The organism is Streptomyces sp. NPDC052036, from assembly GCF_040680495.1.
GTDB lineage: Bacteria > Actinomycetota > Actinomycetes > Streptomycetales > Streptomycetaceae > Streptomyces.
This window is the reverse complement of sequence record NZ_JBFAWW010000014.1, coordinates 40,451-61,330: the sequence shown is the minus strand read 5'-3', so window position 1 is coordinate 61,330 and position 20,880 is coordinate 40,451. Positions and strand designations below refer to the sequence as shown.

Below are 20,880 nucleotides of genomic sequence, written 5' to 3'. Positions count from 1 at the left end.
GCGGGGCCCGTACACCTGCGCCGGTCAGGTCCGGGCCGGTCCCGTCTTCAGTCCGGCCCCGCACAGCGGCACCACCACCGGGGCGATCCCCCCGTCCGAGCGGAGCCGGGACGGCGGGATCGATTCGAGCAGTCCCTCCCGCGCCGCCGCCCAGCCGGCCGCCGCCGTCGGCTCGACGTACAGGCCCTGGGACGCCAGGTCCAGCTGGGCGTGCCGGATCTGATCCTCCGTCACGGTCAGGAACCGGCCGCCCGAGTCGCGTACCGCGCGCAGGATCTGGCGGGCCCGCGGAGGGCGCGGGATCGCGATGCCCTCGGCGAACGTGGGGGCCACGGGTGTGGGGCCCGCCAGGTCCTCGGCGCCCTCCTCCCAGGCGTGCGCCAGCGGCGCGACCGCTGCCGCCTGCACCGCGTACAGCGCCGGGCGGCGGTCGATCAGGCCCGCCGCGAACAGCTCGGCGACGGCCAGGGCCGCGCCGAGCAGCAGGGTGCCGTTGCCGACGGGCAGCACGAGCACGTCCGGCAGCCGCCCTCCGAAGTCCTCCCACAGCTCGTGCACACAGGTCTTGGTGCCGTGCAGGAAGTACGGGTTGTAGGCGTGCGAGGCGTAGAACACCCCCGGCTCGTCCGCCGCTTGGCGGGCGGCCTGCGCCGCCGCCTCCCGGTCGCCGTCGACCAGGTGCACACGTGCCCCGTGCGCGCCGATGTGTTCCCGCTTCTCGGCGGACGTCCCCTCCGGCACGTACACCGTGCACGGCAGCGCGGCCCGGGCGCAGTACGCGGCGATCGAGGTGCCCGCGTTGCCGCTGCTGTCGGAGACCACCTGCCGCGGACCCAGCCGCTGTGCCAGCCCGATGAGCAGGACCGCCCCGCGGTCCTTGAAGGACAGGGTCGGCATCAGGAAGTCGAGCTTGGCGCAGATGCCGTCCCGCAGCTCCACGAGCGGCGTACGGCCCTCGCCGAGGCTGATCGAGGGGGTGGCCAGCGGCAGGGTCTCCGCGTAGCGCCACAGGGAGTTCACCCGTCCCTTGAGGGACTTCAGCGGTGCGGGGGTCGGCGCGAAGTCCAGGTCCAGCGGCCCCTGGCAGACGGGACAGCACCAGGCGAGCGACTCCGCGGTCACGCGGGTGCCGTCCGCCGGGCAGAAACAGTCCGGCAACAGTGTCATGCGGCCAGGGTAATTGTCCGGTTGGTAACGGTATGTCATGATCGCCGCCTGGTGCCCGTGTTGGGCTCGCATGCGTCGCGCCCGCACCGTCGTACGCCTCGCGCACCCGTACCACCGACCGAGGCGTCATCAACGTTCCACCGATGAGGAGGACTCTCGGATGCCAGTGATGCGGCATGCTCGGCGGCGACTGGCCGGGATCGGCGCGGCGGCCGTGCTCGTCGGTCTCGTCTCCGCCGCTCCCACGCACGCCACGCCCGCTGCCCAGGGCACGGTCCGGTACGAGGGCGCGGCGAACACCGTCCCGGGCAGCTATATCGTCCTGCTCAAGGACGGCGTGCGGGCCGACTCCGACGACGGCAGGGCCCTTGCCCTGAAGTACGCCTGCACGATCGGGCACACCTACGTCAAGGCGCTCAACGGCTACGCGATCCATGCCACCGCGTCGGCGGCGCGGCGGTTCGCCGCCGATCCGGCGGTCGCCTCCGTCGTCCAGAGCCATGTCTTCCACATCGCGTCGACCCAGACCGATCCGCCCTCCTGGGGGCTGGACCGCATCGACCAGAAGACCCCGCCCCTCGACGGCAGATACAGCTACCCCGACTCGGCGGGCCAGGGAGTGACCGCGTACATCATCGACACCGGTGTCCGTGTCACCCACAGCGACTTCGGCGGGCGCGCCTCCTACGGCTACGACGCCGTCGACAACGACAACATCGCCCAGGACGGCAACGGCCACGGCACCCATGTCGCGGGCACGGTCGCCGGCGGCGCGTACGGCGTCGCCAAGAAGGCGAAGGTCGTCGCGGTCCGCGTCCTGGACAACTCGGGCTACGGCACCACCGACGAGGTCGTCGCGGGCCTCGACTGGGTGGCCCAGCACCACAGCGGTCCGTCCGTGGCCAACATGTCCCTCGGCGGCTCCGCCGACAGCGTGCTCGACACCGCCGTCCGCAACACCATCGCCTCGGGCGTCACCATCGCGGTCGCCGCGGGCAACAGCAACGACGACGCCTCCGGCGCCTCGCCCGCCCGGGTGGCCGAGGCGATCACCGTCGGCGCCATCGCGCAGGGCGACGCGCGCGCCAGTTACTCCAACTACGGTTCGGTGCTGGACCTGTTCGCGCCGGGCTCCTCGGTCAGGTCCCTGTGGAACTCCAGCGACACGGCCACGAACACGCTGTCCGGTACGTCGATGGCGACGCCGCATGTGACGGGGGCGGCGGCCCTCTATCTGGGGAACCATCCGACGGCCACGCCCGCGCAGGTCGCCGCCGCGCTGACGGGCGCCGCGACCACCGGTGTCGTCACCGCCCCGGGAACCGGCTCGCCCAACCGGCTGCTCGATGTCGCCGACGGCAGCGGCACGCCCGTCCCGCCGCCCCCGGCCCGGCCGCGTTTCGTGAACACCACCGACTACCCGATCCGCGACTTCTCCACCGCCGAGTCGCCGATCACGGTCACCGGGGTCCCCGGCAAGGCGCCCGCGAACCTCGCCGTCGAGGTGCACATCCAGCACACCTACATCGGTGATCTGCAGATCCAGCTGATCGCGCCGGACGGCATCGCGTACCTGCTCAAGCCCCTGGGGGCCGGCGGCAGCACACATGACATCAACACCACGTACACCGTGAACGCCTCGTCCCGGACGGCGAACGGCACCTGGCGGCTGAGGGTCGGCGACTACGCGATGTTCGACACCGGGAAGATCGACTCCTGGGCGTTGCAGTTCTGACTCCCCGGCCCAAGAGACCCGCCGCCCTGCACCTACCATGCGCGTCGTACATCTGTTCTGAGCGCATGTCGGACGAGGAGCGGTACCCGTGGCCATACCCCCGCCCCCCGGGCCCCAGCAGCCCGGGGGCCCGTCCCCGCAGGGGCCCTACCAGCAGTCGTACGGGCTGCCGTACCAGCCCTGGGGGCAGGGGTACTCCCCGTACAACCGTCCGGCGCCCGTCAACGGGCTCGCGATCGCCGCGCTCGTCCTCGGCACCCTCTGCTTCCTGCCGGCCGTCGGTCTGGTCCTCGGTCTGATCGCGCTCGCGCAGATCCGACGGCGCGGCGAACGCGGCCGGGGACTCGCGATCGGCGGCATCGTGATGTCCTCGATCGGGCTCGCCCTGTTCGGGACCGCCCTCGCGGCGGGCGGCACGCACGACTTCTGGGAGGGCGTCAGGGACGGGGCGCGCGGTGACGGCGCGACGTTCTCCGTACGCAAGGGCGAGTGCTTCAACGCGCCCGGCGGCTCGCTCCAGGGCGAGGCGTACGACGTGGACAAGGTGCCCTGTTCCGGGCGGCACCAGGCCGAGGTCTTCGCGAACTTCGCGCTTCCGGGCGGCCGTTTCCCGGGCGACGACGCGATCACCGAGACCGCCGACGACAGGTGCTACGCGCTTCGCGGTACGTACGCCATGGACTCCTGGGCGATCCCCGACGATGTCGACGTCTACTACTTCACTCCCACCCGGGAGAGTTGGGGCTACGGCGACCGCCAGGTCACCTGCATGTTCGGCGGCACCGACGGGCGGGGTGCCCGCACCGGCACGCTGCGCCGCGACGCCACCACTCTCAACGACGACCAGCTCGCCTATCTGCGTGCGGACGCGGTCCTGTACGCGGCCCTGGACACCGCTCCCGACTCCGCGTACGTCGAGGACGACCTGCCGGGCCACCGCAGATGGGCGGCGCGAGTCGCCACGGCGCTCGCCGACCAGAACGGGCGGCTGCGGGCCCGCTCCTGGCCGGAGGGTGCCCAGGAGCCGGTCACCGGACGGACGGCGGCCCTCGACCGGGCCCGCGAGGAGTGGGGCAGGGCGGCCGCCGCCACGGACGCCGACACCTTCTACGTGCACTACGACCGGGGCAGCACGCTCCTGGAGGACCGGACGGCGGTCACCGCACGCAAGGCTCTGGGCCTGGCCACGACTCCTCCGTCACGTGACGCGGAGGGCGGTTCCGGCTCCGGAGGGTCATCGGGCGACGGAAAGCAGGTGTGACGGCCGCCATACCGGGCAGGAAATGCCTGCGTAAAGCCGTCGGACAAGCCAAGTCATCACATCGAGTGATTCTCTGGCCACTACTTGCGTGGCACAACCCACGGTTGCCAGGCTGTTGCTGTCTGTACAAGCTGATGGGAGCGGCCAGTGACTTTCGGTGAGCAGCCGGCGTATCTGCGTGTCGCGGGTGATCTCCGTAAGAAGATCGTGGACGGGCTGCTGCCGCCCCGCACACGCCTCCCCTCCCAGGCCCGCATCCGCGAGGAGTACGGCGTCTCGGACACGGTCGCCCTGGAGGCGCGCAAGGTCCTGATGGCCGAGGGGCTCGTCGAGGGCCGCTCCGGGTCCGGCACCTATGTCCGGGAGCGGCCGGTGCCGCGCCGGGTGGCCCGCTCGGGGTTCCGGCCGGAGAGCGGTGCCACCCCCTTCCGTCAGGAGCAGACGGACGCCTCCGTGCGCGGCACCTGGGAGTCGCGCAGCGAGCAGTGGGAGGCGAGCGGCGCCATTGCCGAGCGGCTCGGCATCCAGCCGGGCGACCGCGTGATGCGTACGAAGTACGTCTTCCGGGAGGCGGGCGAGGCGATGATGCTCTCCACGTCCTGGGAGCCCCTCGCGCTGACCGGCCGCACCCCCGTGATGCTCCCCGAGGAGGGACCGCTCGGCGGCATGGGGGTCGTCGAGCGCATGGCGGCCATCGATGTGATCGTGGACAACGTCACGGAGGAGGTCGGCGCCCGCCCCGGCCTCGCGGAGGAGCTGCTCGCGCTGGGCGGCGTCCCCGGGCATGTCGTCCTGGTCGTCCAGCGGACCTACTACGCGTCAGGCCGCCCGGTGGAGACGGCGGACGTGGTGGTGCCGGCGGACCGCTACCGGGTGTCGTACCACCTGCCGGTGAAGTAGGGATGTATCGCCTGCCGGTGAAGTGGGGGTGTGTTGCCCGCGGGTGAAGTGGGGGTGTGCCGCCCGCGGGTGAAGTGGGGGTGTGCCGCCGCCGGCGAAGCGGGGACGTGCCGCCTGTCGGCGAGCCAGGGGGCGCGCGGGGGCCCGGGTGCGCCCTCAGGCCGGTGTTCGAGTGCCCTCCGCCTGGGGTTCTGATCGCTTCCGTCCCGCGCCTCCCTCGGTGCCGCACGCCCCCGGTTCGCGTCCGGGCCGCGCTCGCCCTGGTGCGGGCGGCTGGTAGCGAGGTCGTTCAAGTGGCTTGGAGCCAAGGGAAGTTGACCCGAGTCGCTCATGCGACAGCCCCGGCTTCCGGCGCGGTCGCAATCCGGTCGTTTCTTCGCGCCCTTCACCTCGCGGTCCGTCGATGTTCCAGGCTGTTCTGCATGCGCGCGGGGCGCATGTGACGGCGCGAACGACGGCGTGCGCCCCCTGTGGCATGGCTGGTTGCGTACCTCTTTGTGAAAAGCCGTATTCGCTGCGTGAAGGTTAGGCGTAGGCTCGGGCATATGCGCAGTGCGGTTTCCTTGGTGGGTGGGGCGCGGCGGGAGCCGGGGGCGGGAAGTGGAGGGGCGCGATGAGCGACGGCACGGTCACTCTTCCCTGGCTCGTCATACGGCAGGACGACAACGGCAACCGCTACAGCGTGGGCAGGTACGCCACCCGCGCCGAGGCTCAGAAGATCGTGGACAGCCTCGACGACCGCGGGCACAAGCAGCTCTACTGGGTCGAGCGCATCGGCCAGGGCGGCGCCCGGCGGGGGGAGCGGTCGGGAATGTGATCCGCCGCGTGCTCCCGTAGGCTCCGGCGCATGACGCAACCGATCGTGGTGGTCGGCGCCGCCCTGCTGGACGACGACCGCCTGCTGGCCGCGCGCCGTAGTGCGCCCCCGGAGCTCGCCGGTCGCTGGGAGCTGCCCGGCGGCAAGGTCGAACCGGGCGAGACCCCCGAGCGCGCCCTGGTCCGCGAGCTGCGGGAGGAGCTCGGGGTGACCGCGGAGCCGGTCGGGCGTGTGCCGGGGGAGTGGCCGCTGAAGCCCGGGTACGTCCTGCGGGTGTGGACCGCGCGGCTGCTCGCCGGCCGCCCCGAGCCTCTGGAGGACCACGACGAGCTGCGCTGGCTGACCCCCGATGAGATCTGGGACGTGGACTGGCTCGACCAGGACGTGGCGGCGGTCAAGGCCGTGCTGACCGTGTGGAATCGATAGACCTCCGAAGGAAGACGGACGCTGGCGGGGCGCAGGGTGCTCCCGCGTCCGGCCCGCCGTACGCCGTCCGTGCCACAGTGCGCCCGGGCGCACGGTAAGGCTCTCCTGATACCGGGTATGTGCCAATTAACCCCCCAAAACCGGACACGATGAGCATCTGGCCCGGGAAGTGATCGGTGTGCTCGACACCGAAGGCACCAGCGCCGAGTGGACGTTCCACGCAGACCCCGGTGCGGTTCGGACGGCTCGTGCCGTTGTCCGGAGCCAGCTGCGCGCCTGGGGGCTCGACGAGATCTGCGACGTCGCCGCGCTGCTGGTCAGCGAGCTGGTGACCAATGCGCTGCGGCACGCCACCGGCCCCATCGGGCTCCGCCTCGTGCGCTCTGGCGGCGCCGCCCCCAGCCTGCTCGTCGAGGTCTCCGACACCCTGCCCGACCCGCCCCGCGAGCGCGCCGCCGACTCCGAGTCCGAGGACGGCCGCGGCCTCCAGCTGGTCGCCCACTCCTCGCGGCGCTGGGGGACCCGCCCGGCGGACACCGGCAAGACGGTCTGGTTCGAGCTGGCGGTTCCCCGCTGACCGTAGGCCGTGCAAGGGGGGTTCGACCGGGCTTCACCTGGTTAGAAGACTGGGAGTATGGCCCGGCCGGTCCAAAAAGCATCGGGACCGTGCTGTGATCGTGAACACCGTGTTGTGCGGCACCGTAGTGCTGGATACTGCGGGCAGCCGCCCCCGGTGACCGGTGCCGGATGCGGTGAGCTGGAGGGGACGGTTCGCGTGAGCGAGATACCAGCGAAGGCCACGGAGTCCGAGGACCCGTCGGGCGGCGCGAGGGACGGGGCCGCGGTGGATTCCGCCGTGGCCGTCGAAGCGCGCGACGCGGCGAGCGGTCTTCTGTGGCAGAGCAACCCGCCCGGCTCCATCTACGACTACATCAAGGTCGCCTCGTTCTCCATCGGCCCCGACGGACACGTCGACCAGTGGAGCCTGCGGGCCGAGCAGCTCTTCGGCATCCCCCGCGAACGGGCCGTCGGCATGGACCCCATCGAGGCGTTCGTCGCCCCCGAGCTGCGTGAGCGGGGCCAGCGCAAGATGGCCGAGATCCTCGACGGCCGGGAGTGGACGGGCGTCATCCCCTTCCGGGCGACCGACGCGCGGCGAACCGAGGGGCTCGCCGAGGTCTATGTGATGCCCACGGTCACGGAGGACGGCGACCGGGCCGCCGTGTGCATCATCGTCGACGTCCGTACGCTCCGTAGCATCGAGACCGATCTCGCCGCCTCGCAGGCGATTTTCGGCCAATCTCCCTTCGGCTTCCTGCTGATCGACCCGGATCTGCGGGTACGGCGTGCCAACGAGCAGTTCGCCTCGACCTTCGGCGGCACCCCCGACCGCCACCGCGGCCACTCCGTCCACGACTATCTGCAGTCACCGGAGGCCGAGCGCGTCTCGGCGACCCTGCGCCGCGTCCTGGAGACCGGCGAATCGATCACGGACATGCATGTCACGGGCTTCATCCCGGGCTCCGAGGAGCGCAAGCACTGGTCCGTGAACCTCTACCGCGTGCACAGCGGCAGCGGTCACCCCATCGGCGTCGCCTGGCTCGGCATCGACGTCACCTCCCGCCGCGCCGCCGCCCGCGAGGCCGCCGCCGCCCGCCGCAACCTCGCCCTCCTGAACGAGGCGGGCGCCCGCATAGGCAACTCCCTCGACCTGGAGACCACCGCGCGGGAACTCCTCGACGTGGTCGTGCCCGGCTTCTGCGACCTCGCCACCGTCGACCTCTACCAGGGCCTCCTGGCCGGCGACGAGACCCCGCCGGGCCTGGCCGACGGCAGCGCCGAGATGCGCCGCGTCGCGTTCTCCAGCGCCGTCGCGGACCTGCCCTTCACCGGCGGGACCGAGCCCGTCGCCGTCGGTGCCGTCCACCACTACGCCTTCAACTCCCCTTACGCGGACGCCCTGCGGGCCGCCCGGCCCCGGCACATCCCCGCCGCGGACGGTGGCCTGATCCAGTCCACGCTCGCCGTTCCGATGGTCGCGCACGACACCGTCGTCGGCCTCGCCAAGTTCTCCCGCACCAAGGGCAGCGAGCCGTTCGGCGAACGCGACCACGCGCTCGCCGTCGAACTGGCCGCGCGCGCCGCGGTCTGTATCGACAACGCGCGCCTGTACCGCCGCGAGCACGAACGCGCGCTGATACTGCAGCGCTCCCTGCTGCCACCCGGCGACCCGGAGGCCTCCGGCCTGGACATCGCCTGCCGTTATCTGCCCGGCAACGCGGCCACCGGCCGGCCGAGCGAGGTCGGCGGCGACTGGTTCGACGTCATCGAACTCCCCGGCCACCGCACGGCCCTGGTCGTCGGCGACGTCATGGGGCGCGGCCTGCGCGCCGCCGTCGCCATGGGCGAACTGCGCACAGCCGTCCGGACGTTGGCGCAGCTCGACCTCGAACCGGCCGAAGTCCTCGCCCAGCTCGACGAGATCGCCCGCAACCTCGGCGCGCCCGGAGGCGTCCAGCAGGCCACCCGCGCCGCCCGCCGGCCGCGCGAGGCCGACCTGTCCGAGGTGTACCTCGCGACCTGTGTCTACGCGGTCTACGACTCGGTCACGCGCCGTTGCACCTTCGCCAACGCGGGTCATCTCCCGCCAGTGGTCGTGGAACCGGGCCAGCCCGCGCTGATGCTGGACGTGCCGCCCGGGATGCCGCTCGGCGTGGGCGGCGAGCCCTTCGAGGAGGTGGAGGTCGAACTGCCCGAGGGCGCCCTGCTCGCGCTCTACACGGACGGACTCGTGGAGTCCCGGGACCATCCGCTGGACGAGGGCCTCCAGGCGTTCGTGGGCGCGCTCACGGACCCCTCCCAGCCCCTGGAGGACGTCTGCGACCACGTCCTCAACACTCTGGACTCGCATCACGGCGAGGACGACATCGCGTTGCTGATGGCACGTGTCCAGGGGCTGTCGGCCGAGTCCGTCGGGGACTGGACGCTGCCGCGGGAGCCGCGCAGCGTGGGCCGGGCCCGGGAGTACGCGCGCGGTCAGTTGCTCGCCTGGGACCTGGAGCCGCTGGTGGACACCACGGAGTTGCTGGTCAGCGAGTTGGTGACGAACGCCCTGCGGTACGGCGAGGGCGAGATCAGACTGCGGCTGCTGCTCGACCGGACGCTGGTGTGCGAGGTCTGGGACGCGGGCCTGGTCCAGCCCCGCCGTCGGCGGGCCCGGGACACCGACGAGGGAGGGCGCGGTCTGCAACTGGTCGGGCTGCTTTCGGCGGCCTGGGGTTCGCGGCGTACGCCGCGTGGGAAGACGGTCTGGTTCGAACTGCCGCTTCCGGACGGCGAGAACGGGATCGTGGACCCGGCGGAGGCCCTGCTGAGTCTGTTCTAGATCCGGTCGTCCGCCTTCGGTCGCCGGAACAGGTCCCCGCCGCCCCTGCGCGCCCGCGTGCCCGGTCCGCCGTAGCTCGCGGGGCCGCTGTCGCCCGGGGCGCCCGGACGGCGCGGGGCGTCGAGGAGAATCCCGCCGAGTACGGCGCCCCCTGTCCACAGGCCTTCGCCGTACGGCGTCCCGTACGTACGCACATCCCGCTCCGCGAGCTGCCGGGCCTGCCGGCCGAGCGCGTCCGCCTCCCGGGCGTCGCACAGGGCCGCCGCGGGGGCCGGGGCGGCGGACACGGGAGTGCCCGCGCGCTCCGCCGAGCGCAGCCGCCGCTCCGCCTCCGCGAGCCGGGTGCGGGCCTCGCAGCCGACCGCTCCGCGGTGCGTGGTCACGTAGTCCGCCGCGGCCCCGACACTGCCACGGGCGACGAGCAGGGCACGGTCCAGCCGGTCGAGGGCCGAGGCCCCCTCCGGCCGCCGGTGTGACGCCCGGTCCAGCCCCGCGGTCACCTCCTCGATCCGCCGCAACGCCCTGACCGGATCGAGCACGCCCCGTCCCACCGCCCCCGGCCCCTCGGCTTTCCGTCCGCCGGCCGCCGCCCCCGGCCCCTGCGCTCTCAGCCGCCCCCCGGCCGCCGTCTCGTCGCCGGAGGTGTCCTCACCGTCGGCCGGGGCCTTTGCGCCCGGCTCGCCCCGTAGTTCGGCCACCAGCGCCCTGCCCTGGGCGGTCCGGGTCCGCAGATCCGTGTGGGCGGGTTCCGCGGCGGCCTGAGCGAGGTCGGTCTCCGTCGCCGTCAGGGCGGCGGGCAGAACGTGCGCCGCCTTCGTCAGGGCCGCGGCCAGTCGTGCGACGCCCGCCGTCAGCAGGTCCGCCTGGCCGACGGCGGCCTCGGCCGCGCGCAGCAGGGCCGTCGCGTCCCCGGTCTCCCCGCGCTCCACGGCCCGGTGGCCCCGGTGGAGGCAGGACGCGGCGAAGGCCAGCCGGTCCTTGGCCACGTCCTGATGGGCCGCCACCGGCAGACACGCGGACAGCGCGTACCGCTCGCGCAACCCGGCGAGCGTGTCGTCCGTCTCCGCGGCCCGCGCCACCGACTCCCGGGCCTGTGCCTCGGCACGCTCCAGCGCCTCCCGTGCGGTCCGCTCCAGCGCCCGCGTCCGGTCGAACCCGGGCGCCTGGGCGTCCAGCCTCCGCCCGGCCGCCTTGCACCGCGCCACGATCTGCTCCAGCAGCGCCCGCGCCCCGCCTTCCCCGTCGTCGAGCCGTTGCCGTATCCCGAAGGACGCCGCCAGTTCCGACGCGGCGTCCTGCAGAGCCTGCTCGTGCCCCCGTATCGCCTCGTCCCCGAGCTGCGCGGCGGCCCACCGCAACTCCTCCCGGCTGGTGCGCACACAGTCGTCGGTCTCGACGAGCAACCGCCGCGCCCGCCGGTCGAGTTCGTCCAGCGGTACGACGGTGGGCACGCGTCCGCCGGGCGTCGTACGCGTCCTCGTACGCCGTCTGCGCCGCACCGACGTGTACACCGCCACGGCCACGGCGGCGACCGCGGCGATCAGCGGCAGCGCCAGATCACCGGTGGCGGCACGGTCGCGTCCGGCCCCGGCCGCCGCTCCCACCACGACCGCCGACAACACCACCCCGAACGCGACAGGGGCCCGTCGCACGGCTCGGAACGCGGCGGCCCGGCACGACCGGCGCCGACGGGTGGGCGGCGTCACATTCCGGAGCGTAGGGCGGATGGCGCGGCTCCGCGAGCGGAGTGTGCCGGTGCGGGGGCGGCTCTGAGCATCCGCAGACGGTGGTGCCATGATCAGGGCACCACACACCGGGGGGCCGATGCTGCACGTCATATCTCTGATCGCCGTTGTGGTGGTCCTGGCCCTCTACGCCGCCACGGGGGTCGTGGCCCTGACCACCGGCCGGATGCTCGTGCCGCCGTGGCGTGCGGGGGTGCTGCGGCCCCGACTGTGGGGCTGCGGAGCCCTGCTCTTCGTCTCGGGGATGGCGCTGTTCAGGTTCGTCGTCCCCGGGAGCGGCACGACCGCCCTCGACTTCGTGGCCCCCTGCGGGTTCGTTCTGCTGCTGACCGGCGGGGTGCTGCAGATGCTCGGGCGGCGCCCCGGCCGTGTGCGGGCCTGATGGACGCCCGGGCCCCGTACGGCCGCGAACAAACGCTCACCCGGTCGCCGGACGCCTCCCGATCTTCGACCCGAGCCACACCAGCGGGTCGTACTTGCGGTCGGCCGCCCGCTCCTTCATCGGGATCAGCGCGTTGTCCGTGATCTTGATGCCCTCGGGGCACACCTCCGTGCAGCACTTGGTGATGTTGCAGTAGCCGAGGCCGTGTTCGTCCTGGGCCGTGCGCCTGCGGTCGAGGCCCGTCTCCGAGGCCGCGTCCAGAGGGTGCATGTCCAGCTCCGCCACCCGCATCAGAAAGCGTGGGCCCGCGAACACCTGCTTGTTCTCCTCGTGGTCGCGGACCACATGACAGGTGTCCTGGCACAGGAAGCACTCGATGCACTTGCGGAACTCCTGCGACCGGTCGACGTCCTCCTGCATCATGCGGTACTCGCCGGGACCGATGCCCCGGGGTGGCACGAAGGACGGGATCTCGCGCGCCTTGCGGTAGTTGAAGCCCACGTCGGTCACGAGGTCGCGGATCACCGGGAAGCCGCGCAGCGGGGTCACCGTGATCGTCTCGTCCCGGTCGAACACCGACATCCGTGTCATGCACATCAGCCGGGGCCGCCCGTTGATCTCCGCCGAGCACGAACCGCACTTGCCCGCCTTGCAGTTCCAGCGCACCGCGAGGTCGGGTGCCTGGGTGGCCTGGAGACGGTGGACGATGTCCAGCACCACTTCGCCCTCGTGGACCTCGACCGTGAAGTCCTTCAGGCCGCCGCCCTCCGTGTCGCCCCGCCACACCTTGAATCGGGCCTCGTAGCCGCTCATTCGTACAGCTCCTCTTCGGCCAGGTACTTGACCAGCTCCTCCTTCTCGAAGAGGGCGAGCAGGTCGGGGCGGATGGGGTCGGTGGTCTCGCGGGACAGGGTGATCTGGCCGCGGACCGGGTCCGTCGCGGCCAGACCGCCCGTGGGGTCGGCCAGCCGGCCCAGCAGATTGACGCGGCGCCATGCGCGGTCCATCGCCGGGAAGTCCTCCCGGGTGTGCCCGCCGCGCGACTCCGTCCGCTCCAGGGCCGCCCGTGCCACACACTCGCTGACCAGCAGCATGTTCCGCAGATCCAGGGCGAGGTGCCAGCCCGGGTTGAACTGGCGGTGTCCCTCGACACCCGCCCGGCGCGCCCGCGCCCGCAGCTCTCCCAGTTTCTGCAGCGCCTGCCGCATCTCCGCCTCCCGGCGGATGATCCCTACCAGGTCGTTCATGGTCTGCTGGAGTTCCTGGTGCAGGGTGTACGGGTTCTCCGGCGGGCCTCCGGCCGCCTCGCCGGGCGCCGGCCCCTCCGCCGAGAACGGCCGCAGGGCCTCCGCCGCGGCGGCGTCCACCTGGGCGTCGTCGACCGTGGGGCGCTCGGCGGCCTCGGTCGCGTACCGCGCCGCGTGCAGGCCCGCCCGCCGTCCGAAGACCAGCAGGTCCGAGAGCGAGTTGCCGCCCAGCCGGTTGGAGCCATGCATCCCGCCGGCCACCTCGCCGGCCGCGTACAGGCCCGGGACCCCGCGGGCCGCCGCCGTGTCCGAGTCGACCGCGATGCCGCCCATCACGTAGTGGCAGGTCGGCCCGACCTCCATCGCCTCGGCGGTGATGTCGACGTCCGCCAGCTCCTTGAACTGGTGGTACATGGACGGCAGCCGGCGCCGGATGACCTCGGCGGGCATACGGGTGGAGACGTCGAGGAACACACCGCCGTGCGGGGAGCCGCGGCCGGCCTTCACCTCGGCGTTGATGGCGCGCGCGACCTCGTCACGGGGGAGCAGGTCCGGCGGGCGCCGGTTGTTGTCCGGGTCCTCGTACCAGCGGTCGGCCTCGTCCTCCGTCTGCGCGTACTTCTCCTTGAAGACGTCCGGGACGTAGTCGAACATGAACCGCTTGCCGTCGGAGTTCCTGAGCACCCCGCCGTCGCCGCGCACCGACTCGGTGACGAGGATGCCCTTCACCGACGGCGGCCAGACCATGCCCGTCGGGTGGAACTGCACGAACTCCATGTTCAGCAGCGGCGCCCCGGCGAGCAGGGCCAGCGCGTGTCCGTCGCCCGTGTACTCCCAGGAGTTCGACGTCACCTTGAAGGACTTGCCGATGCCGCCCGTCGCGATCACCACGGCGGGCGCCTGAAGGACGAAGAAGCGACCGGACTCGCGCTCGTAGGCGAAGACCCCCGACACCCTGTCCCCGGACTTGAGGACCCGGGTGACCGTGCACTCCTGGAAGACCTTCAGCCGGGACTCGTAGTCCCCGGTCTCCTTCTTGTCCTCCTGCTGGAGCGCGACGATCTTCTGCTGGAGGGTGCGGATCAGCTCCAGCCCCGTACGGTCGCCGACATGTGCGAGGCGCGGGTACTCATGACCGCCGAAGTTGCGCTGGGAGATGCGGCCGTCCTTCGTACGGTCGAACAGCGCGCCCCAGGTCTCCAGTTCCCAGACGCGCTCGGGGGCCTCGCGTGCGTGCAACTCGGCCATCCGCCACTGGTTGAGGAACTTCCCGCCGCGCAGGGTGTCGCGGAGGTGCACCTGCCAGTTGTCGTGCGGGTTGGCGTTGCCCATCGCCGCGGCGATGCCGCCCTCCGCCATCACGGTGTGCGCCTTGCCGAACAGCGACTTGCAGATCACGGCCGTACGGGCGCCGCGCTCCCGGGCCTCGATGGCGGCACGGAGGCCGGCCCCGCCGGCCCCGACCACGACGACGTCCCACTCCTGCCGGTCGACCACGGACATCACAAGGCCCCACTCACTAGAAGAAGCGCGGATCGTCGAAGGCGCCGGACGCCACCAGGTACACGTAGAAGTCGGCGAGCGCCACGCTGACCAGCGACGCCCAGGCCAGCAGCATGTGTCGGGCGTTCAGCCTGCTGACGAAGCCCCACATCCGGTAGCGCACGGGGTGCCGGGAGAAGTGTTTGAGCCTGCCGCCGACGATGTGCCGGCAGGAGTGGCAGGAGAGGGTGTAGGCCCAGATCAGCACGATGTTCACCAGGAACACCACGGTGCCGAGCCCCATGTGTCCCCAGCGGTAGTGGCTGTCGCGGAAGGCGAGCACCGTGTCGTAGGTGAGGACGCCCGCCACCAGCAGGGCCGCGTAGAAGAAGTACCGGTGGAGGTTCTGCAGGATCAGCGGGAAGCGGGTCTCGCCCGTGTAGGTGCGGTGCGGTTCCGCCACCGCGCAGGCCGGCGGCGACAGCCAGAAGCCGCGGTAGTAGGCCTTGCGGTAGTAGTAGCAGGTCAGGCGGAAGCCGAGCGGGAAGATCAGGATGATGATGGCCGGGGAGATCGCCCACCAGCTGCCGAAGAGATCGGCGTTGGGGCCCGCGTGCATGGTCCGGCAGCGCTCCGCGAGACAGGGCGAGTAGAACGGCGAGACGTACGGCGCCGCGTAGTAGTCCGCGTCGGCGAAGGCCCGCCAGGTCGAGTACACGACGAACGCCAGCAGCCCGGCGGCGGTGGCCGCGGGCGCGAGCCACCAGCGGTCGGTGCGCAGGTGCGGAACGGCGATCGCGGCGCGGGTGCCGGTGCGCACTCCGCCGCCGGGCGGCCGGGGTTCGGTGTCGGGGGGTTCCGTTCCAGTGGTCCCAGTGCTCAAGGAAAGCGCACCTTTCTCGTGGGTCGGTCGCCTCCGGGGCGCGCCGGGGGTCAGGGCGCGTGCCGGTCCCGGGCGCCGAGTCCCTCGTCGTCCGAGTCCGTCCACAGAGTGCTGTCGTACGGGGCGTCGGAGATCGTCACCAGCTCGACACGCGGGGCCGCGCGGGAGGCGTCGGCCGCCTCGCGCAGCAGGGCCACGCTCTCGCGCAGATGGTCGGCGTCGGTACGGACCCGGCGTACCTCGAGCCCGCCGCCGCCCAGCTGCTGTTCCAGGCGTCCCACCGACCGGTACAGGTCGTCGAGGCACCGCTGGACCGATGTCAGTTCGTCGTACACGGACATGACGTGACCTCACTTCCAGGGCCAGAGGGGCCCGAGGTGGTGACGTTCATGCGCCTGCGAGTGTTGCGCGTCACACCTGCCGGTGTGAAGGGACGTGCAGTGATTGGCCGACGCACAGGGGGGCGTGCGGACCTGATTCGAGCCTCCCGTCCCTCATCGTCCCAAATGCGGGGGCCCGGCGCCGGGGAGCAGGGGGATCTTTGCGCCGAACGGGTATGTTTCCGGGCCTTGTCGCCGTGTCGCCGCATTCCGCTGGACTCTTTCCACTTCAGTGGGCCCATACATCTGATCAGCTCCAAATAGCAACAAACCTGATCACAACGCCCGCTCATCTGTGAAGTGGCTCCCGGAGGTAGACGTGATGTCCCACGACGGCGTCGGACGGAGCGCGGTGCTGCGCTCGGTCGCTTTCCTCACCGCGGGAGCCCTCGCGGTGACCGCGCTCGCCGCCTGCAGTTCCAACGAGAAGAAGGCGAGCACACCGGCCGCCGGGCAGGACATCGCCCCGGCCGGCCGCACCCTCGTCAGCGACGGCGGCACCCTGCGCTGGGCGGTCGACGCCGTGCCCGGGACCCTGAACGCCTTCCAGGCCGACGCCGACGCCGCGACCAGCCGGATCGCGGGCGCCGTGCTGCCCTCGATGTTCCGGCTCGATGTGAACGGCCGGCCGCAGGTGAACTCCGCCTATCTGGAGTCCGCCAAGGTCGTCTCGACCGAGCCCAAGCAGGTCGTCGTCTACCGCCTGAACCAGCAGGCCGTCTGGAGCGACGGCCGGGAGATCGGCGCCGACGACTTCGCCGCCCAGTGGCGCGCCCTGTCCGGCAAGAACCGCGCGTACTGGACCGCCCGCAACGCCGGCTACGACCGGATCCAGAAGATCGAGCGCGGCGCGAACAACCTTGAGGTCAAGGTCACCTTCACCAAGCCGTACGCCGACTGGAGGTCGCTGTTCTCGCCGCTGTACCCGAAGGACGTCATGGGTACTCCGGGGAGCTTCAACGACGGGGCGAGAGGGGGCCTGAAGGTCACCGCCGGCCCGTTCGGCATCCAGTCGGTCGACCGCGACCACGGCACCGTCACCCTCAGTCGCAACCCGCGCTGGTGGGGCCGGCCCGCCAAGCTCTCCGAGATCGTCCTCGTGGCCGTCCCGCGCGATCAGCGGGCCGCCGCGCTCGCCGACGGGAAGCTCGACATGGCGGAGGTGGACCCGGAGGAGGCCGACCGGATCACGCTCGCCGCCCGCGACAAGGGCAGCACCCCCCTGCAGGGCTCCTCGCCGGGCGCGGAGACGAGCGGGAGCGCCTCGCCGGGCACGGAGTCGGACGACAGCGCCTCGCCGGGGTCGGAGTCGAGCGGGAGCGCCTCGCCGGGCGCGGCGGGCCCCCACAACCAGCAGACGCTGAACGGCTTCGTGCTCCGCAGGTCCCTGGAGCCCGCCTACACCCAGCTGGCCCTGAACGGCGGCCGGGGCCCGCTCTCCGACGAGCGGGTGCGCCGGGCCGTGGCCCGGTCTCTGGACCGCACCCAGCTGGCCGGACTCGTGCTCAAGCCGCTCGGGCTGCCCGTGGTCCCGGTCGGCAGCCATCTCGCGCTCGCGGGGCAGGACGCCTACGCCGACGGCAGCGGTGCCATCGGCAACCAGGACACCAAGGAGGCGCAGAAGCTGCTGGCCGAGGCGGGCTGGGTGAACGGCTCGGCCAAGGCGAAGGCGGCCGGCTCCGAGGGCGACAAGGGCTCGGGGGGCGCGGGCAGGACACAGGGTGCGGGCAGCACGGCGGGCTCGGACCGGCGCGACGACTCGGGCGAGGACGACAAGCCCCGTCACCCCGTCCGGGAGCCCGCCCAGCAGGGTGGCCCCCCGCCGGGGGCCTACGCCCCCAAGGGCACCGCCGCTCCGGGCGGCGCCGCGGCCGGGGTGCTCGCCAAGAACGGCAAGCCGCTTCAGCTGAAGTTCGTGCTGCCGTCCGGGCCCGGTTCGCGGTCGCTGCAGACCGTGGGGGACCGTATTGTCCGCATGCTGGACAAGATCGGGATCCGTACGGAGATCACCAAGGTCCCCGACGACGCCTTCTTCAAGGACCACGTCGCGTCCGGCGACTACGACCTGGCGCTGTACTCGTGGCCGGCGACCGCGTTCCCCGCGACCGACGCCCGGCCGATCTACGCCAAGCCGGTGCCGGCGTCGGACGGCTCGCTGAGCGTGGAGCAGAACTACACCCGGGTCGGCACCGACCAGGTGGACCAGCTCTTCGACCAGGCCATCGCCACGCTGGACCAGGACGAGGAACGGGACCTGGTGCGCAAGGCCGACGCCCACATCTGGGCCGCCGCGGGCTCGATCCCCCTCTACCAGCGCCCCCAGCTCACGGTGACCCGTGCCGACCTGGCCAACGCGGGCGCCTTCGGCTTCCAGACGCCGGTCTACGAGGACATGGGCTTCCTGAAGAAGGGCGCGAAGCCGTCCGCGAGCCCGTCCAAGTCCGACTCGGGGCACTGAGACCCCGACACGCACCCAAAGCCGAGGCCCGGCCGCCCAGGGCGGCCGGGCCTCGGAGAGATCCAGCGGGGGTGTCTGCGCGATCAGCCGTGCTTGGCACGGCTCGCGGAGCGGGCCCGCTCACGCTGGTCGAGGACGACCTTGCGGATGCGGACGGCCTCCGGCGTCACCTCGACGCACTCGTCGTCGCGGCAGAACTCCAGGGACTGCTCCAGCGACAGCTTGCGCGGCGGCACGATCGACTCGGCGATGTCCGACGTGGCCGACCGGATGTTGGTGAGCTTCTTCTCCTTGGTGATGTTGACGTCCATGTCGTCGGAGCGGGAGTTCTCACCGACGATCATGCCCTCGTACACCTCGGTGCCCGGCTCGATGAAGAGCGTGCCGCGCTCCTGGAGGTTCGTCATCGCGAACGCGGTGACGCTGCCGGAGCGGTCGGCGACCAGCGAGCCGTTGTTACGGGTCTGGAGGGGGCCGAACCAGGGCTCGTGGCCCTCGTGGATGGAGTGGGCGATACCCGTGCCGCGCGTGCCGGTCAGGAACTCCGTACGGAAGCCGATCAGACCGCGCGAGGGCACCACGAACTCCATGCGCACCCAGCCGGAGCCGTGGTTGGACATGTTGTCCATCCGGCCCTTGCGGACACCCATGAGCTGCGTGACCGCGCCCATGTGCTCCTCGGGCACGTCGATGGTCAGACGCTCGACGGGCTCGTGGACCTTGCCGTCGACGTCCTTGGTGACGACCTGCGGCTTGCCGACGGTCAGCTCGTAGCCCTCGCGGCGCATGGTCTCCACCAGGATGGCCAGCGCCAGCTCACCGCGGCCCTGCACCTCCCAGGCGTCCGGACGCTCGGTGTCCAGGACCCGCAGCGAGACGTTACCGATCAGCTCGCGGTCGAGGCGGTCCTTGACCTGGCGGGCGGTGACCTTGCGGTCCTTGACCGTGGCCTTGGCGTTGGCGCCCTTGCCGGTGCCGCCCCTGCCGACCAGCGGCGAGGTGTTGGTACCGATCACCATGGAGATCGCGGGCTCGTCCACCGTGATCAGCGGGAGCGCGACGGGGTTCTCCAGGTCGGCCAGGGTCTCGCCGATCATGATCTCGGGGATACCGGCGACGGCGCAGATGTCACCCGGCCCGGCCTTCTCGGCGGGCTTGCGGGTGAGGGCCTCGGTCATCATCAGCTCGCTGATGCGCACGTTGCTGATCGTGCCGTCGCGCTTGATCCAGGCGACGCTCTGACCCTTGCGCAGCTCGCCCTGCTCGACGCGGAGCAGCGCGATACGGCCGAGGAAGTTGTCGGCGTCCAGGTTGGTGACGTGCGCCTGGAGCGGGGCGTCCTCGTCGTAGCTCGGGGCCGGGATGTGCTCCAGGATCGTGGAGAAGAACGGCTCCAGGCTGTCGCTGTCGGCGGGGACCGTGCCGTCCTCCGGCTTGGTGAGCGAGGCGATGCCGTCACGGCCGCAGGCGTAGACGATCGGGAACTCGATCTGGTCCTCGTCCGCGTCCACGTCCAGGAACAGGTCGTACGTCTCGTTCACGACCTCGTCGATACGAGCGTCGGGGCGGTCCGTCTTGTTGATGCAGAGAATGACGGGCAGCCGGGCCTGCAGCGCCTTGCGCAGCACGAACCGGGTCTGCGGCAGCGGGCCCTCGGACGCGTCGACGAGCAGCACGACGCCGTCGACCATCGACAGGCCGCGCTCGACCTCGCCGCCGAAGTCGGCGTGGCCGGGGGTGTCGATGATGTTGATCGTGATGGGCTCCCCGCCGTCCTTGGGGTGATACTTCACCGCCGTGTTCTTGGCGAGGATCGTGATGCCCTTCTCACGCTCCAGGTCGTTGGAGTCCATGACCCGGTCGTCGACCTGGTCGAGCTGGTGGGCGGCGAAGGCACCGGCCTGCTTCAGCATGCCGTCGACGATGGTCGTCTTCCCGTGGTCGACGTGGGCGACGATGGCGACGTTGCGGATGTCGTGGCGCGTGGCCATATTGCGCAGTACTCCCGGAGTGGTGAGGACGGCCTGCGCGTACATCTGTGTTACGCGGGCCCTGCCGGGCTGAACATGCCACGGCCTCACCCCATGGTACGGGTGCCCGGACGGAGGCGCCTCGGCAAGTCGCGCGGCCGGGACGTATGGGCGCTCCGGGGCTTCCGGGGCTCGCGTTCCCTCACGCTCTGTGACCGCCGGAATGACGTGGCCGTATATGAGGACTGTGGACCGGCCCGGCCGGCGAATGCAGGGTTTTCCCTACGGTCTGCTTCGAGGGGTCGGTTCGCCCCTGTCTCGGGGCCTTCGGCGCTAGGGTCGCCGAATTGTGCCGTTGCCGCCCTGCGGTTTGTCGCGGTTCGTCTCACCCTCGGCGTCGAGTGCACTTTCCCTCCGCCCAGCGCAACTGCTTTACAGCACCTTGTCCGCTATACGGACACTCCGCATCGATAGTTGTGTAACAAGTCCGTTTCGCAGGGATCTTTCGGCAAACCGTTTGTCCGGATTTTGGAAGAAGTAGCCGTCAGGTGTGATCGAACCGAGACCTTGGAGGTGTGGTTCAGCCATAGCCCATGGCAGATAGTTAGGCGCGTAGAGCTCGGGTCAACGGGTCATGCGCCG

16 protein-coding genes are annotated in these 20,880 nt (G+C 71.6%); 9 read left to right on the top strand and 7 right to left on the bottom strand.

The window, feature by feature from the left end:
* Positions 1 to 24: 24 nt before the first annotated feature.
* Entirely contained in the window at positions 25 to 1,167 is a 1,143-nt protein-coding gene (locus tag AB0L95_RS20555) for a pyridoxal-phosphate dependent enzyme (protein ID WP_365163239.1), read from the bottom strand.
* A gap of 160 nt (positions 1,168 to 1,327) precedes the next feature.
* On the opposite strand from AB0L95_RS20555, the gene AB0L95_RS20550 reads away from it, so the two are divergent.
* The 7 genes from AB0L95_RS20550 (at position 1,328) to AB0L95_RS20520 (ending at position 9,691) form a co-directional block, all read left to right on the top strand.
* On the top strand, positions 1,328 to 2,902 hold the full coding sequence (locus tag AB0L95_RS20550) for a S8 family serine peptidase (RefSeq protein WP_365163238.1): 1,575 nt from the start codon (positions 1,328 to 1,330) through the stop codon (positions 2,900 to 2,902).
* An 88-nt stretch (positions 2,903 to 2,990) separates the two neighbouring features.
* Positions 2,991 to 4,163, top strand: coding sequence for a DUF4190 domain-containing protein (locus AB0L95_RS20545; RefSeq protein WP_365163236.1), 1,173 nt, complete (start codon positions 2,991 to 2,993; stop codon positions 4,161 to 4,163).
* Between the two features lie 147 nt (positions 4,164 to 4,310).
* Complete coding sequence (locus AB0L95_RS20540) at positions 4,311 to 5,063, top strand: GntR family transcriptional regulator (RefSeq protein WP_365163235.1); 753 nt, start codon at positions 4,311 to 4,313, stop codon at positions 5,061 to 5,063.
* A 613-nt stretch (positions 5,064 to 5,676) separates the two neighbouring features.
* Positions 5,677 to 5,880, top strand: a complete 204-nt coding sequence (locus AB0L95_RS20535) for an SPOR domain-containing protein (RefSeq protein WP_355909715.1) — start codon at positions 5,677 to 5,679, stop codon at positions 5,878 to 5,880.
* A 30-nt stretch (positions 5,881 to 5,910) separates the two neighbouring features.
* Entirely contained in the window at positions 5,911 to 6,306 is a 396-nt protein-coding gene (locus AB0L95_RS20530; protein ID WP_365163233.1) for a (deoxy)nucleoside triphosphate pyrophosphohydrolase, read from the top strand.
* A gap of 169 nt (positions 6,307 to 6,475) precedes the next feature.
* Positions 6,476 to 6,883 carry an ATP-binding protein gene (locus AB0L95_RS20525; protein WP_365163231.1) on the top strand — a complete coding sequence of 136 codons (408 nt, stop codon included), beginning with the start codon at positions 6,476 to 6,478 and terminating at the stop codon, positions 6,881 to 6,883.
* Between the two features lie 198 nt (positions 6,884 to 7,081).
* Positions 7,082 to 9,691 carry a SpoIIE family protein phosphatase gene (locus AB0L95_RS20520; protein WP_365163229.1) on the top strand — a complete coding sequence of 870 codons (2,610 nt, stop codon included), beginning with the start codon at positions 7,082 to 7,084 and terminating at the stop codon, positions 9,689 to 9,691.
* Here the strand turns inward: AB0L95_RS20520 and AB0L95_RS20515 are convergent.
* Complete coding sequence (locus AB0L95_RS20515) at positions 9,688 to 11,397, bottom strand: TPM domain-containing protein (RefSeq protein ID WP_365163227.1); 1,710 nt, start codon at positions 11,395 to 11,397, stop codon at positions 9,688 to 9,690. The two genes, AB0L95_RS20520 and AB0L95_RS20515, sit on opposite strands and share 4 nt — an antisense overlap.
* A gap of 88 nt (positions 11,398 to 11,485) precedes the next feature.
* Between AB0L95_RS20515 and AB0L95_RS20510 the strand changes: the two genes are divergently transcribed.
* Positions 11,486 to 11,818: a hypothetical protein gene (locus tag AB0L95_RS20510; protein WP_365163225.1), complete on the top strand. Its 333-nt coding sequence runs from the start codon at positions 11,486 to 11,488 to the stop codon at positions 11,816 to 11,818.
* A 36-nt stretch (positions 11,819 to 11,854) separates the two neighbouring features.
* Here AB0L95_RS20510 and AB0L95_RS20505 read toward each other — a convergent pair whose 3' ends face one another.
* Genes AB0L95_RS20505 through AB0L95_RS20490 form a run of 4 tightly spaced genes read right to left on the bottom strand, consistent with a single transcriptional unit; the run spans position 11,855 to position 15,771 of the window.
* A complete protein-coding gene (locus tag AB0L95_RS20505) occupies positions 11,855 to 12,631 on the bottom strand; it encodes a succinate dehydrogenase/fumarate reductase iron-sulfur subunit (protein ID WP_365163223.1) in 777 nt (258 codons plus the stop codon).
* A complete protein-coding gene (locus AB0L95_RS20500; RefSeq protein ID WP_365163221.1) occupies positions 12,628 to 14,568 on the bottom strand; it encodes a fumarate reductase/succinate dehydrogenase flavoprotein subunit in 1,941 nt (646 codons plus the stop codon). The genes AB0L95_RS20505 and AB0L95_RS20500 overlap by 4 nt, the downstream gene beginning before the upstream one ends.
* Before the next feature lie 16 nt (positions 14,569 to 14,584).
* Positions 14,585 to 15,430, bottom strand: coding sequence for a hypothetical protein (locus AB0L95_RS20495; protein WP_365163219.1), 846 nt, complete (start codon positions 15,428 to 15,430; stop codon positions 14,585 to 14,587).
* Positions 15,431 to 15,480: 50 nt separating this feature from the next.
* On the bottom strand, positions 15,481 to 15,771 hold the full coding sequence (locus AB0L95_RS20490; RefSeq protein WP_365163218.1) for a hypothetical protein: 291 nt from the start codon (positions 15,769 to 15,771) through the stop codon (positions 15,481 to 15,483).
* Between the two features lie 361 nt (positions 15,772 to 16,132).
* On the opposite strand from AB0L95_RS20490, the gene AB0L95_RS20485 reads away from it, so the two are divergent.
* A complete protein-coding gene (locus AB0L95_RS20485; RefSeq protein WP_365163217.1) occupies positions 16,133 to 18,268 on the top strand; it encodes an ABC transporter family substrate-binding protein in 2,136 nt (711 codons plus the stop codon).
* Positions 18,269 to 18,351: 83 nt separating this feature from the next.
* Here the strand turns inward: AB0L95_RS20485 and typA are convergent, their stop codons facing one another.
* Positions 18,352 to 20,259: a translational GTPase TypA gene (gene typA / locus AB0L95_RS20480; RefSeq protein WP_365163446.1), complete on the bottom strand. Its 1,908-nt coding sequence runs from the start codon at positions 20,257 to 20,259 to the stop codon at positions 18,352 to 18,354.
* Between the last annotated feature and the right edge of the window lie 621 nt (positions 20,260 to 20,880).